Source organism: Shewanella sp. GXUN23E (genome assembly GCF_050865035.1).
GTDB lineage: Bacteria > Pseudomonadota > Gammaproteobacteria > Enterobacterales > Shewanellaceae > Shewanella.
Window position 1 is genome coordinate 142,981 of sequence record NZ_JBOZWP010000003.1, and the last position, 13,720, is coordinate 156,700.

The 13,720-nt window shown below is 53.0% G+C and carries 13 protein-coding genes; 10 read left to right on the forward strand and 3 right to left on the reverse strand.

Annotated elements, in window-relative coordinates; genetic code table 11:
* Positions 1–7: 7 nt before the first annotated feature.
* The 4 genes from ACRRUX_RS04385 (at position 8) to mutM (ending at position 4,172) form a co-directional block, all read left to right on the forward strand.
* Positions 8–1,798: a bifunctional molybdopterin-guanine dinucleotide biosynthesis adaptor protein MobB/molybdopterin molybdotransferase MoeA gene (locus ACRRUX_RS04385; protein WP_432527556.1), complete on the forward strand. Its 1,791-nt coding sequence runs from the start codon at positions 8–10 to the stop codon at positions 1,796–1,798.
* 12 nt (positions 1,799–1,810) lie between these two features.
* Complete coding sequence (moaA, locus tag ACRRUX_RS04390) at positions 1,811–2,794, forward strand: GTP 3',8-cyclase MoaA (RefSeq protein WP_432527558.1); 984 nt, start codon at positions 1,811–1,813, stop codon at positions 2,792–2,794.
* Between the two features lie 71 nt (positions 2,795–2,865).
* Complete coding sequence (locus ACRRUX_RS04395) at positions 2,866–3,318, forward strand: hypothetical protein (RefSeq protein ID WP_432527560.1); 453 nt, start codon at positions 2,866–2,868, stop codon at positions 3,316–3,318.
* Positions 3,319–3,356: 38 nt separating this feature from the next.
* Entirely contained in the window at positions 3,357–4,172 is an 816-nt protein-coding gene (mutM, locus tag ACRRUX_RS04400; protein WP_432527562.1) for a bifunctional DNA-formamidopyrimidine glycosylase/DNA-(apurinic or apyrimidinic site) lyase, read from the forward strand.
* Between the two features lie 56 nt (positions 4,173–4,228).
* Here the strand turns inward: mutM and ACRRUX_RS04405 are convergent, their stop codons facing one another.
* Together ACRRUX_RS04405 and coaD are read right to left on the reverse strand one after the other, a co-directional pair.
* Complete coding sequence (locus ACRRUX_RS04405) at positions 4,229–5,725, reverse strand: capsule assembly Wzi family protein (RefSeq protein ID WP_432527564.1); 1,497 nt, start codon at positions 5,723–5,725, stop codon at positions 4,229–4,231.
* Positions 5,722–6,222: a pantetheine-phosphate adenylyltransferase gene (gene coaD, locus ACRRUX_RS04410; RefSeq protein ID WP_432527566.1), complete on the reverse strand. Its 501-nt coding sequence runs from the start codon at positions 6,220–6,222 to the stop codon at positions 5,722–5,724. The genes ACRRUX_RS04405 and coaD overlap by 4 nt, the downstream gene beginning before the upstream one ends.
* A 188-nt stretch (positions 6,223–6,410) precedes the next feature.
* On the opposite strand from coaD, the gene ACRRUX_RS04415 reads away from it, so the two are divergent.
* The 5 genes from ACRRUX_RS04415 to ACRRUX_RS04435 are packed head-to-tail and all read left to right on the forward strand — an operon-like array spanning position 6,411 to position 11,059.
* The gene (locus ACRRUX_RS04415) at positions 6,411–6,791 is read left to right on the forward strand and encodes an HAD hydrolase family protein (RefSeq protein WP_432527568.1); all 381 of its coding nucleotides are present in this window, start codon (positions 6,411–6,413) and stop codon (positions 6,789–6,791) included.
* Entirely contained in the window at positions 6,782–8,365 is a 1,584-nt protein-coding gene (locus tag ACRRUX_RS04420) for a capsular biosynthesis protein (RefSeq protein ID WP_432527570.1), read from the forward strand. The genes ACRRUX_RS04415 and ACRRUX_RS04420 overlap by 10 nt, the downstream gene beginning before the upstream one ends.
* Positions 8,362–9,081, forward strand: coding sequence for a glycosyltransferase family 2 protein (locus ACRRUX_RS04425; RefSeq protein WP_432527572.1), 720 nt, complete (start codon positions 8,362–8,364; stop codon positions 9,079–9,081). Before ACRRUX_RS04420 ends, ACRRUX_RS04425 begins: the two co-directional genes overlap by 4 nt.
* 16 nt (positions 9,082–9,097) lie before the next feature.
* Positions 9,098–10,078 (forward strand): WavE lipopolysaccharide synthesis family protein, encoded by a 981-nt coding sequence (locus ACRRUX_RS04430; RefSeq protein WP_432527574.1) that lies wholly within the window; start codon positions 9,098–9,100, stop codon positions 10,076–10,078.
* A 12-nt stretch (positions 10,079–10,090) separates the two neighbouring features.
* Complete coding sequence (locus ACRRUX_RS04435) at positions 10,091–11,059, forward strand: WavE lipopolysaccharide synthesis family protein (protein WP_432527576.1); 969 nt, start codon at positions 10,091–10,093, stop codon at positions 11,057–11,059.
* Between the two features lie 71 nt (positions 11,060–11,130).
* Here ACRRUX_RS04435 and ACRRUX_RS04440 read toward each other — a convergent pair whose 3' ends face one another.
* A complete protein-coding gene (locus ACRRUX_RS04440; protein ID WP_432527578.1) occupies positions 11,131–12,132 on the reverse strand; it encodes a hypothetical protein in 1,002 nt (333 codons plus the stop codon).
* Between the two features lie 499 nt (positions 12,133–12,631).
* Between ACRRUX_RS04440 and ACRRUX_RS04445 the strand changes: the two genes are divergently transcribed.
* Positions 12,632–13,711: a CDP-glycerol glycerophosphotransferase family protein gene (locus tag ACRRUX_RS04445; RefSeq protein ID WP_432527580.1), complete on the forward strand. Its 1,080-nt coding sequence runs from the start codon at positions 12,632–12,634 to the stop codon at positions 13,709–13,711.
* The last annotated feature ends 9 nt before the right edge of the window (positions 13,712–13,720 follow it).

Below are 13,720 nucleotides of genomic sequence, written 5' to 3' on the forward strand. Positions count from 1 at the left end.
GGTAAGTATGAGTATTCCATTCTCCAATCCCCTGCCCGTCCCGGTACTGGGCTTTTGCGCCTACTCAGGTACAGGCAAAACCACGCTGCTGAAACAGCTGATCCCAGAGCTGAACCGCCGCGGTGTAAGACTGGCTGTCATCAAGCATGCGCATCATAACTTCGATGTCGATATTCCCGGCAAAGACAGCTATGAGATGCGTAAAGCCGGCGCCCGTCAGATGCTGGTCGCCTCCCATGTTCGCTGGGCGCTGATGACCGAAGATGCTGTCGAGGGCGATCCCCAACTGCCACACCTGCTCAGACAAATCGAAGCCGACAGGGTAGATATGGTGCTGGTGGAAGGATTTAAAAAGCTGGAGCTGCCCAAGATTGAGCTGCACCGCGCCGCCCATGGCAAACCCTTTATTCATACTCACGATGACAACATTCTGGCCGTTGCTTGCTGCGATGAAACCGTGCTGCCGGCAGAAATTACCCGTCTGGATCTGAACAATATCAGCGAAATTGCAGACTTTGTTCAGCAATATGCCGCCAATTGGCAGCCCAAAGCGGTGACCATGCCAATTGTGCCAGCCTGCGAGCAAAACAGTGACAACACTTCATCCGTGGCTCATGGCATAGGTTATATCCTCAGCTGTGTCAGCCCGATCACCGATTGTGAGACGGTGACTCTGGATGAGATGGACAACAGGGTACTGGCGGCGGATGCTATCTCGCCGGTGGATGTGCCACAGCAGACCAACTCGGCAATGGATGGTTACGCCTTTGCGCTGTCCACCAGCCACAGCGAATATCAACTGGTAGGTGAAGTGCTGGCCGGTCACGGTTATGCCGGCACGCTCAAACCGGGTGAAGCGGTACGCATCATGACCGGCGCGCCACTGCCTGCCGGAGCCGATACCGTACAGCCCAAAGAGCTGGCCACAGAGCAAGGCGATATTGTCACTTTCGACGGCGCGCTGGAGCTTGGGCAAAATGTTCGTCTGGCCGGTGAAGACATCGCCAAAGGCGCCACTGCCCTTGCCACTGGCAGCCGTCTTGGCGCCGCAGAAATCGGTCTGCTGGCGTCATTGGGTACCGCCAGCGCCAGCGTGGTACGCAAACCCGTTGTAGCCGTATTCTCCACCGGCGATGAAGTCTCGCAGCCGGGTCAGGCCCTGGCAGAGCACTGCATCTACGACTCCAACCGGTACACCATCAAGTCCATGGCCAGGCGCCTGGGCTGTGAGGTGATCGATCTGGGCATCATTGAAGATTCAGACGCCGCGCTGGAAGCCGCCCTGACTGACGCTGCCAGCAAAGCGGACGTGATCATCAGCTCAGGTGGCGTGTCCGTGGGTAATGCCGACTTTATCAAGACTGTGCTGGCGCGTATCGGCAAAATCAATTTCTGGCGCATCAACATGCGTCCAGGTCGCCCACTGGCCTTCGGCCAGATAGGCGATGCCCTGCTGTTCGGTTTGCCGGGCAATCCGGTCGCTGTCATGGTGTCCTTCCTGCAATTTGTGCAACCAGCGCTGCGCAAACTCGCCGGTGAAACCAACTGGGAAACCCCGTTTATCCCGGCGATTACCGACGAGAAACTGCGCAGCCGCAGCGGCCGCACCGAGTTTCTGCGCGGCATCTATCGCATGGGCGATGATGGTCAGCTGCATGTAGTCACCACAGGCGCTCAGGGATCGGGCATGCTCAGCTCCATGGTCAATGGAAACTGCCTGATCATCCTCGGTGAAGAGGTCGATTGCGCGGCGCCGGGCGAGCGGGTGTTTATTCAGCCCTTTGCCAATTTGCTGTAAGGACGGCCGGAAGTGAGCCAGTTAGTCGATCGTTTCGGACGCAGGGTCGAATATTTGCGCCTGTCGGTCACCGACAGGTGCGATTTCCGCTGCGTCTACTGCATGAGTGAAGATCCCTGTTTTCTGCCCAGAGAGCAGGTGCTGAGCCTGGAAGAGCTGGCACAGATTGCCCGCGCCTTTACCGAACTTGGCGTCAGCAAAATCCGCCTGACCGGTGGTGAGCCGCTGGTGCGCAGTGACTGTGTTGAGCTGGTGAGCATGATCTCCAGTTTGCCCGGTTTAAAAGAACTGTCGATGACCACCAATGGTTCACGCCTGAGCAAACTGGCCAGGCCGCTGAAGCAGGCCGGCCTCGACAGGCTGAATATCAGCCTGGATACCCTGAACCCGGAGCGCTTTTCCGCCCTCACCCGCAACGGCAAGCTGGAGCGGGTGGTGGCCGGTATCGATGCCGCCATTGCCGCCGGTTTTCAGCGCATCAAGCTCAATGCCGTGGTACTCAAAGGCCAGAACGATGATGAAGTGCTGGATCTGGTGGAGTTCAGCCGCAGCCGCGAACTGAATATCGCCTTTATCGAAGAGATGCCGCTTGGCGAGATAGACGAGCGCAAACAAAGCCGTCATCTGAGCAGTGATGAAGTGCGCGATATTATTCAGCGCCGCTTCCCGCTGACTCTGTCCCACACCAGAACTGCAGGCCCGGCCCGCTATTATGATATGGCCGACAGCCAAAGCCATATCGGCTTTATCTCGCCCCACAGCCACAATTTCTGCCATGAGTGCAACCGCGTGAGAGTCACTGTCGAAGGACGGTTGCTGCTGTGCCTGGGCAATGAGCACTCGGTCGACCTCAAAGCCATATTGCGGGAATATCCGGGCGATATCGACCGTCTTAAGCAGGCGATTGTCGAGGCCATCGAACTCAAACCCCAGCAACATCATTTCAGCCACGACGGCAGCCAGATCCTCAGATTCATGAATGTCACCGGCGGGTGACCGCTATTCACCTGAGCGGCGCTTGAAGCTACACTGAAGCCCAATCATCACACTCGGGAATTCAATTGGTTATGGCTATGAGCCGGCGCAAGTGGAACAACATCATCATCATTGCCTGTCTCATTATGATTGGCACCCTGACCATGCTGGATAACCGCACCAGCAAGCTGCCTGACGATGCCCTGCCACTATTCGGCGCCGAAAACCGGCTGACTCAGCTGCAATTGAATGACCACTGGCTCAACCGCAGTGAAGCGGGCTGGCAGTGTGATGCACAGGTATTGAACTGTGAACAGTGGGCAAGCACCTGGGAGGCTCTGAAGGTGTCTGCACTGAGCGCGCAGCCTGAGCTGTTTTCCGCCCCACAGGAACTGATACTGCAGGTTTCCGGCGCGGACACAGGACTGGCATGGCAGCTTTATCCCGAGCAGGGACTGCTGCGCTCCCCGGCCGGAAACTGGTATGAAATCCCCCCCAGTTTACGCCATAATCTGCAGCCAGTTATTCGTGCTACCGCATCCTGACAAAGCCTGCGTGTACTGTATACCGGAGTGAACTGAAGATGCCTGAATTACCGGAAGTGGAAGTGACCCGTCAGGGCGTCGCGCCTTATCTTGTCGATCACAAGGTCACCGATCTGATTGTCCGTAACCCCTCACTGCGCTGGCCTGTGCCCGAAGTTGCCGCCAACATTATCGGTCATACCATACGCTCAGTTCGACGCCGGGCCAAATACCTGCTGATCGATACCGATGCCGGCACCACAATTGTCCATCTGGGGATGTCAGGTAGCTTGCGGATTGTGCCTGCATCCACCCCGGCAGAAAAGCACGATCATATTGATCTGGTGCTGGAAAATGGTCGGGCGCTGCGCCTGAACGATCCCCGCCGCTTCGGCGCTTGGCTGTGGTGTGAGTTGCCGGAAGAAGTGCATCCGCTGTTGCAAAAACTCGGGCCTGAGCCCCTGTCCGAAGCATTTGATGTCGACTATCTGAATGAGGCGTTAAAGGGCAAGCAAAAGGCCATCAAACTGTGCCTGATGGATAATCATATCGTGGTGGGTGTGGGGAACATCTACGCCAATGAAGCCCTGTTTGCCGCCGGCATTCACCCTGAAGCCAAAGCAGGCAATATCAGCAAAAAACGTCTGGCGGTGTTGGTTGATGAAGTGAAAAAGGTACTGGCCCATGCCATCACCCAGGGGGGTACTACATTGAAAGACTTCACCAACGCCGAGGGTAAACCCGGCTATTTTGCCCAGAAACTGCATGTTTACGGCAGAGGCGGACAAACCTGTACTCGGTGCGGCGGTTTGCTAAAGGAAATTAAGCTGGGACAAAGAGCAACTGTGTTCTGCCCTGTCTGTCAAAAGCGTTGACACTACAAATAGCACAAAGGCGCCCATGGGCGCCTTTGTTGCATTATCCAGTCATATCAGAACTTATATTCGTAAGTGCCGAATACTGTGGCATTGGTGTCTGAGTTGTCAGTTTGCTTAAACTCTGAATTGGACACAGTGCCGCCCAGACTCAGCATACCGCGCCATACCGGCAAACGATAGCTCATCTCCAGCATCAGCAGATCTTCCTTGGGCACAATCGGCGACCAGCCATTGGCAGGACTTTTACCGTCCTTGTTCAGCTGGGCATAGCGCAGGAATGCCTTAAGACCATGGCTGTTCTGATACTGACCAATCAATCCCAGCACATATACATGGGAGTCTGAGTCATAGGTGGAGCCCAGTGCTCTGCCGTAGTAGCGACTACCACTGCGATAGGTGCCATGCTCATAAAAACAGTTGAAGGCATTTGGATCTTCACCACAGGCACGCAGGGTATCTGTGTATTCAAAGAACAGCTTGTACTGCTGCTGTTTACCGCCAAAACGGGTGTCGGCACCATACAGATAGCCGCAGTCTGCCAGATCCAGTGGGCTTGGTCCGCTGGAGTCCTCGCAGGTTTTCTCCAGATACAGACCCACGGGCACATCCCAGAAGGTATCGCTGTAACGTATGTCAAAGCCCGCCATCTGGTTGCCATAGTTGGTACATTCACCGTTGGCGTCACAGTCTTTTTGGCCTGTCAGCGCCTTGAGGAACACGTCTGTGCCGCATTCCTGCCCTTCACCGCAGAACTGAGTGGTCCAGGAAAAGCCGACTTCAAGTTGCTGCAATGGACGCACGGTACCGCGCATATTCCACAGCAGCGCATGGGGTGCATACCGCTCCTTTTCAAACATGCTGACACCGGCGCTTAACGTCCACGGGCCAATCCAGGACAGCCAGGGCGTTTCAAAACCATGGGCATCGTTGCGGCTGATCATCACAGTCGGCATGGGTCTGGCATTGCTGGTTTTGATAAGGCCGGTATCAAAGCCCGGTCCCCACCACTGTGACAGCGTACCAGCAGTCATCACCCAGTTCCCCAGCACCGCAGCGACATAGGACTCTTCCAGGCGAAATTCTTTCTCGCCGGGACGCAGCGCTTTCTCCTCATCAGACATATAGTTGGCGGAGCCGGATACCTTAAAGGCAAAGCGCTCGCCCACATAGTCATAAGACGCCTTCAGCTCACCCTGTTCACGGTAATCGGCACCAAAATTTTGAAAGCGTGCAGGATCTGTGGCAGCGGCAACTTTCACACTGGCAGGACCACGATTATCAATGGCATTGCGATAGTAAAAGTTGACCCGGGCAAAGGCTTCCATCAATGCAGGCGACAGGGTGGAAGGCTCAGTTTTAGCTAAATCCTTGCCAATACCGGCCCACATCAGCGGAAAGGTGTTCACCGGTACAGTGATGACACCGGCATCCGCCAGCGCCTGAATATCTGCTCTCAGGTAAATATCCGAAGTATCCACCCAGGGGGCCGCCTGCGATGGCAGAGTCAAAGTGCTCACAGCAATCACTGCTGCCAGTAGAGTTTTTCTCACGACTTGGGATCCTGTTTCTTTTTAAGGGAGGCCAGCAGAGCTTTTACCACTTCGGGATGACAGAATTGGGCGACATCGCCACCATGTAATGCCACTTCTTTAACCAGCGTTGAGGAAATAAAGGAGTTTTCTTCTGCAGGAGTCAGAAATACGCTCTCCAGACCGGGGCTGAGGCGACGATTCATATTGGCTAACTGAAATTCGTATTCAAAGTCCGATACCGCCCGCAGACCACGCACCAGAATACCGGCCTGCTGCTCTTTGGCAAAGTTCACCAGCAAACCGGTAAACCCCACCACTTCAACATTGCTCAGATGAGCCGTCACCTTTTGCACAAAGCTGACCCGCTCTTCCAGAGTAAAACGCGGCTGCTTGGACGGGCTGGCAGCCACCCCTATCACCACAGTGTTGAACATTCTCGATGCTCTTTCTATCAAGTCGGTGTGACCGTTGGTGATGGGATCAAAGGTACCCGGATATATTGCGCGCGTGTGCATAGTCATTCCGTTGTAGCTGGTCAGTTGAATGAGGACAGATCCTACAATTTCACCGGCAGTTTGTGAATGTTGATTCACTATTATTGCCAACTGCAGATTCTTCCTTAGTGGCTGAATTCTTGGTGACTCTTATATTATGCCTGTAGAATGCAGACCACAGGACGACGACTTGGAGCAGCTCGACACCTATGAAACGCCTCATAGTAGATCTGGATGGTACCCTGACTCAGGCGGATACCAGTAATTACGCCGAAGTATCACCGCGACTGGATGTAATCGCTAAATTGCGGGAGTATCATCAGCAAGGGTTCGAAATCGTTATTTCGACGGCCCGCAACATGCGCACCTTCGAAGGTAATGTCGGCAAAATCAACATACATACCTTGCCCATCATTACGGCCTGGCTGGATAAACATCAGGTGCCCTATGACGAGATCCTGGTAGGAAAACCCTGGTGCGGTCATGAAGGTTTCTATATCGACGACAGAGCCGTGCGTCCCGCAGAATTCGCCCGCCTCAGTCAGGAACAAATTGAACAGCTGATTGCCGAAGATAAAGCATGTATCTGATTACTTCAGCGGCCTTTGTCGCCTCCGAGTTACAGTCTGAATTTGGTCCACTGCCACCGAGCTTTCTGCCGGTTGGCAATAAACGTCTGTTTCATCATCAACTGGCACGGATCCCGGCGGGAGAACGCATTCTGCTGACCCTGCCTGAAGGCTTCAGCCCAGGGCCTTATGACAGCCGCGCGCTGGCAGACAGAGGCGTAGAGCTGTTGTATTTGCCCACCCGGCTGAGCCTGGGTGAGTCCATCGTGTTCGCCCTGAATCTGATTGAGTTTGACCCTAAAGAGCCACTGTTTATTCTGCATGGCGACACCCTGTTCGGTGAGTTGCCACGCCAGGCGGACTTGCTGGGACTGAGCCAGGTGGAAGATAACTATGAATGGGCCGAATACGACCCCGAAGCCGGATTACTGCATAAATTCCAGTCCGGTGAGCCACCGCGCAGCGAGTTGATTGCCAATGGCTTTTTCAGTTTTTCCGCACCCAAGACGCTGATCCGTCAAATTATCATGGCGGGCTGGGACTTTATTGGCGGCCTGAACGGTTACATCCGGGAAAAGGGTCTGACACCCTGGCAACAGGATGAATGGTATGACTTTGGCCACAGCCAGACCTATTACCAATCGAAAACCCGTATGACTACCCAGCGCGCCTTCAATGAGATGAGCATTACCGGTCAGGTGGTCAGCAAATCCAGCCATAAAAAATTCAAACTGGCGGCCGAGGCCAACTGGTATCAGAGCATCCCGGGCGCCCTGCGGATATATACACCTCAGTTGCTGGCAACTGATGACGCCGACAATCATTTTGGTTACAGCATCGAATATCTGCATCTGACCGCACTCAATGAACTGTATGTGTTCAGCCAGCTGCCTGCTTTTGCCTGGAAAAAAATCCTCAAGGCCTGTGGTCAGTTTTTACTGGATGCCAGCACACATCAGGCGCAAAACCAACGGACCCTGGATGCATTGTTTGCCGGCAAAACCACGGCAAGATTGGCTGAGTACCAACAGCAGGCGCCTTTTGACCTGAATAAGCCACTGACGGTCAACGGTAAATTCCAGCCCAGCCTGATGCAGTTGGCACACACCAGCCTGCAATACCTGCCCGAAGACACCGGCCGGATGAATGTGCTGCATGGGGATTTCTGTTTCAGCAATATCCTGTATGACTTCCGAACCTGCAGCATTAAGGTGATTGATCCCAGAGGCATTGATGCCAATGATCAGCAGAGTATTCATGGCAATACCCTGTATGACGTGGCCAAGCTGGCCCACTCTGTCATTGGTCTGTATGACTCCATCATAGCCGGTTACTTCAATGCGCAGCTTACCGACCAGCAGCTCAACTTCGATATTGCGGTAACGGCGCGGCGCGAGCAGATCATGGCGGACTTTGTCACCCAGATGCATAACCAGTTTGGGGTCGATGAAGTGCAGCTGTGCGCCATGCAAATTCAGCTGTTTATCTCCATGTTGCCACTGCACAGTGACCGCCCGGACAGGCAACTGGGCTTTATCGGCAATGCTTACCGCCTGTTTGACAGGATCCAAATGCTCACAGGACATGCCCAATGATAGTGATCCCTATGGCGGGACTGAGTTCCCGTTTCTTCAAAGCCGGTTACGACCAACCCAAGTACATGTTACCGGCCCACGGTATGCCGCTGTTTGATCATGCCGTACTCAGCTTCAAAGCCTACTTTGCCAGCCTGCCATTTCTGTTTATTGTGCGCGATGTGTACGACACCCCCGCCTTTGTTAAGCAGCGCTGCGAAGCCCTGGGCATTGCGGATTTCCGCGTTGTAGTGCTCAACGAAGAAACCCGTGGACAGGCAGAAACTGTCTATCTGGGATTGTCAGACGTTGACGACGAAACGCCGCTGACCATCTTCAATATCGACACCTTCAGACCGGATTTCGTGCTGCCCGACGTTGCCACAGGCACTGACGGTTATCTGGAAGTGTTTAAAGGTGAAGGCAGTAACTGGTCCTATGCCAAACCGGCATCACCCACCAGCAACAAGGTCGTGGAGACTGCGGAGAAAAATCCGATCTCCAACCTGTGCAGCACAGGTCTGTATCACTTTAATCGTGCCGGTGATTTCAAACGCATCTTTGAAGCAGAAGCCGCCCGTCCGGCTTCTGAATGGCAAAAGCAGGAACTGTATATCGCACCGCTGTACAACTATCTGATCCAGGAAGGAAAAGATATTCGCTTCCACCTCATCGACAACCATGAGGTGATCTTCTGCGGTGTGCCGCAGGAGTATCTCGATTTTCTCGCCCAGTAATAAGGATGCCTGCGGGATGACCCAATTTTCTGACATCAGCGTGGTGATCCACGGACCGGTATCCAGCCTGCCTGACAGAGGAATGGATGAGGGGATCACCCAAAAATCCGTGCAGTCAGTCAGAGAGCATCTGCCCGGCGCCCGCATTATTCTGTCCACCTGGGAAGATCAGGACGTCAGCGGCCTGGACTATGATGTGCTCAAGCTCAATCAGGATCCCGGCTGCAATATCGTGGGCTATAACAAGGCCCACGAACCCAGAAAGGAAAACAACAATCGTCAGATAGTGGCGGTGCGGGAAGGGCTCAAGCTGGTCGAAACACCTTATGCCGTCAAGTTGAGATCGGATAACTATCTGTGTCACTCGGGCTTTGTGGGGCTGCAGCAGGCATTCCCATACCGAGCAGAGAATTACCGAATTTTTGATGAAAGGGTGGTGGTGCCCCACAAGTACACCAAGATGGTTACTGATGGCCGGCAAATAGCCAGGCATTTGTGCGATTTCTTCGCCTATGGCCGCACCACGGACTTGCTCAGGATGTGGGATATCCCGCTGCTTGAAGATTACCCACTGGATACCAACATCCACAACCGACCTCAGTACCATGGCTGCCCTGAGCGAATAATTTCGGCAGAGCAGCATTTTACTTGCCGTTGGCTGGCCAAGCTGACCGGCGATCAAGCCTACCTGCAGCACCATTTTGATGCATCGCCAGCACTACTCACTCAATGGCAACAGATACTGGCCAATAACTTTGTCATCAGCGAAGCTCACAATATGGGACTCAAAACCGTTGCCCGGCTAAGCTCCCACAAAGTCAGGGCCAACGAGATGTCTCATGCTGAATGGCAGATGCTGTATCGGCAATACTGTTATCCTGAGTATCTGCCACCGGTTTATCAGTACTATTTTGGCGGCATGCTGTACCGCAAGCTCAAGTCGCCATGGGAAAAAATTAAACGCCGTATCAAGGCAAAAACTGAGTTTGGACTTTAACAGAGTCAATTGATGATGAGATTTGAAGAGATCAGTGTCGTTATCCAGGGACCGGTGCAAAGCTATCAGGGTCGTCCTCAGGAAGAGGGTATTACTCACAAATGTATTGCCAGTATTCGCCAATTTTTACCCGGCGCCACAGTGATACTGTCTACCTGGGAAGGGCAGGATTGCACCGGCCTTGAGCCGGATCTACTGCTGTTGAATCAGGACCCTGGAGGCACAATCGCGGCTTATGGCGCCGATGGCACACCGGGTAAACTCAACTTCAATCGCCAACTGGTATCCAGTGCGGCGGGTCTGCGCGCCGTAAAGACCCCCTATGCAGTGAAAATCCGCTCAGACAATTACCTGACAGGTAATGGCTTTGTCGCAGCCCAGCAAGCCTTTCCCGAACGTAACAGTCAAGATGTGCTGTTTGCCGAGCGGGTGGTGGTCAATACCAGTTACTTCAGAAAATATGCTGACGGCAAGAGACTGGTGATGTTACCCAGTGACTTTTTTCACTTTGGCCGCACCGAGGATCTGCTGAAAATCTGGGATATTCCACTTTTTCCCGACCTTGAGTATGACCCAGCAAAAGCCGGACAAGCCCAGTTCTACGGCGCCCCCATGACGCCTCCCCACGCAGAGCAAATGTACTGTAACGCCTGGTTGGGAGAATTAGACAAGCGAGCGCCACGACTGGCATACCGTCACCATGCCACGGCACAGATGCGCGAATATTGGGATCGCTTTATCGCCTCCAATTTTGTGGTGCTGGAGCCGGCACAAATTGGTTTAGGGCTGATTCAGCGTTTTATTCCGAAGAAAAAAAGGCCGAATGAAATCAGTTATCTGGATTGGGAATTGCTGTACAAACAATATTGTGATCCACAGTACCCGGCATCCCGCCTGAAGCTCTTTACGACGATAGGCTGGCGAAGAATGGTGAAACTGCCCTTCAGCTACCTCAAGTTCACTCTGACCAAAGGCAAATAAATCTGGGACTCAGATACCGGGCCTGACAATGATTTAATCAGGTCACGCCCGGTTTTCTCAGCGGAGTCAGTTCAGGCTTGAAGCAAACGGCGTATTTCGGCCATGCCAAGTTCAAGACCATTGATCCCGGGTCCCTGCTGCATCGCCGCAGTTAATGCGGCATTAGTCCCTTCGGTCAGCAAGTTTCTGTAGCCGGTGAGCATGGCATCAGCATTGGCACTGCAACTCAGCACCAGTTTATGCCTGGTGCAGGCGGCAATTCGTGGTGGTTGATCCTTGGAAACCGGGACAGTCAACACAGGTACCTTGAGCGCAATGGCCTGCAGCAGCGTATCGCCGCCACTGATCACCGCCCCCCGGGCAGCGGCAAGCAAATTGATAAACTCACCGTTAGACAGAGACGGGATGCTGACGACACCGGGATAATCCGGCAACGCCTTGGGATAATTCGGCCCAAACACCATCAGACTTTTAAGCCCGCTGGACTGATAACCATCGCGGGCCACCTGTGCAAACATATCTGCCGCCAGCACATCACCCACTTTATGACCACCGGAACCAGCATTAAAAATCACATATTCACCGGGCTCTACACCAAAACGTTCGAACAGGGAGGTCTGGGATTCGACATCAGGATTGGTAAAAATCGGTCCGGTAAACAACGGCTCTTCTTTTCCGAGCAGCCTTAACTTGCATCTATCCCAGGTGGAAATTGGGCCAATCACAAATTCAGGCTGCACCACCCAATGGCTGTCAGTCACTTTGGCACGACCAACTTTCATGCCACGGCTACGCTTACGCCTGTGCTGACTGATAAAAATAACCTTCGCCCCCAGTTTATGGGCCATCTGCAACTGAGCCTGACGTCCGGAAGCATCAAACACCACCAGATCGGGCCGCTGTAGAGCCATTAATTCGTTTACAGCAGCGATTTCTTTGGTAGGGCTATGTTCAAGCAAAGTCGTGGGGAAAGGGCAGGTTGAGGCGTAAGGAGCCTGACGGCTTAACACGAAATGAATGTTGGCTTGTGGCCACTGGTTGATGATGGCCTGCGCGACGATCACCGACCGCATATATTCACCAATCCCTTCTGCTGATGAGACAGGAACAAATAACACTTTAGGTGAAAGCGACATCATCAACCCCACAAATTAACACTACTGCCGTAGTGCGAACCTTTTACTGCTTTCAAGTGAATATTGAACGCGGTGATTTTGGTTATTATTTTGTAAACAAGAAGACTTCAGGTCAAGCATCATTCACACCAGCAGACGGTATATCTATAGCCCACCGCACATGCCGTGAAAAATCGGGCAAATGCTATCACACACTGGCGGGTCACAGGCTCTTAGAATCCACCGTCAATGACGTATGACGATGAAATAAAGTTCAAATATACAGCAAACTTCCAGCCCAACAACTCAAGACAACAACAACCAACAAGTATTTAAACAACAACGAAACAAACTCAACATTTTACTCCGGTGCCAAGGCTGATTTTAGCGAGTAAAATATCACCAGCTGTTATATTTCCTCATGAATGCGCTTCCCGGTATGCCAAAAAAGTATTTAATGTATATTTCGCAAAACTATTCCTTTGCGATTTTAAGGCCACTACAGGCCGAAGTTCTGCGCCAGGGAGGCGAAGTCAAATGGTTTGTTGAAGGCAAGGATGTCAACAAAGCCTATTTTCACGCAGACGAATCTGTGCTGACGGACATCGATGACGTCATCGGTTGGCAGCCGGATGCGGTATTCGTCCCGGGAAATGTCGTGCCCAACTTCATACCCGGTCTTAAAGTTGCTGTGTTTCATGGCTTCAATGCGGGGAAAATGAATCGCCGGGGCAGAGAAGATCACTTTGAAATCAGGGGCTGCTTTGATCTTTATTGCACTCAGGGGCCCAACACTACAGCCCGTTTCAGGGAGCTGGCCGAACTGCACCGGTACTTCTCTGTGGCAGAGACAGGTTGGCCAATGGTCGATCCACTGTTCACACCAGTACAGGACAACCCCTACCTGGACGCAAATGACACCCGCAAAACCCTGCTGATGTGCTCCACATTCTCCAGAAACCTGAGTTGTGCCCCGCACCTGCTGGAGCAAATAAAACAATTTGCCCTCGACGGAAAATGGCGCATTCTGGTGCAATTCCACCCCAAGATGGATAAACACATCGTTGAGCAATACCAGGCACTGCAGGGACCAAATCTGACCTTTGTGGAAACTGACAACGTGGTGCCATTACTGCAGGCCGCCGATGTGATGTTATGCGACACCTCTTCGGTATTGCTGATGTTTCTGCTACTGAGAAAACCGGTAGTGACCTTCAGAAATCAAACCGGTGGGGCGCATCTGTTAAACGTCGAGGATGCCGATAAGGTTGAAGCCGCTATCGACTACGCCATGACGTCGCCACAGGAACTGATGGCAAAGATAGACGCCTATTGCCAGGAGTTGCATCCCTACCAGGATGGGCACAGCAGTCGCAGAGTGCTGGCTGCCGTGGCCAATGAGCTCGCCAATCCTGCGAGAAAGACAACAGCTAAGCCATTGAACTTAATTAGAATGATGAAGCTTCGCAAGAAGCTGCATTATTGGAAGGCCTTTTCCGGTAGCAAGGCCAAATCCCACTCATCTTTACCCCATTAACAGAAGCGA